Origin of the sequence: Dolichospermum circinale AWQC131C (assembly GCF_000426905.1) — a bacterium.
Classification (GTDB): Bacteria; Cyanobacteriota; Cyanobacteriia; order Cyanobacteriales; family Nostocaceae; genus Dolichospermum; species Dolichospermum circinale.
The window spans coordinates 1-617 of the sequence record NZ_APIY01000466.1; the positions used below are offsets into that span (position 1 = coordinate 1).

General features: G+C 48.3%; 1 pseudogene. It reads right to left on the bottom strand.

What is annotated here, in order from left to right:
• Nucleotides 1-617: pseudogene (locus tag ACIR131C_RS25865) on the bottom strand (hypothetical protein); the annotation flags it as partial.

Consider the following 617-nt stretch of genomic DNA (forward strand, 5'->3'; position numbering starts at 1 on the left):
AATTCAAAGAACAACTTATTAGCGGTGCTGGTGTTGATAACCGGACTGGTTAAATAATAGAAGCCGTGCAAAGCTGTGGAGGCATTTCCACCAATAACAACCCCAGCTACACCATTATCGGCCGTGGGAGTATTGTCCGTTCCGGGATCAGGGTTGCCATAATTTTGACCCGTAGAAGCTGTGGCAGCACCGATTTGCCATTCTGTCCCCAGAGTCCAACCCTTGTTGTTATTGGCAAAATCATCCGAGAAGTAGGTGGTAAATCCTTCCTCAGAAATAATAGTTCCCGTTGCTGTATTAGGAGACCCACCAATGTAGCCCGTCCCAGAATTGACGGTTAAAATAACTGATTCGCTGTTTTCCTGTACGGTATCAGCAATCGGATCAACCACAACCGTTGCAGTTGTGGCATTAGCAGCAAAGGTGACAGTTCCCAGTTTCGTCGTCGGGTTGAAGGTGACAGCACTACCTGTTAATACGTTGTAATCGGCCGGGTCGCTTCCCACCGGGGCTGCGTTTGCTATGCCACTCGCCCCGAAGTTAACGGTCAGGGGAGAACTTAGGTTTAAATTGGTGCGAGTAAAGGTATAAACCAAGTTAGTCGCACCGTCTTCTTG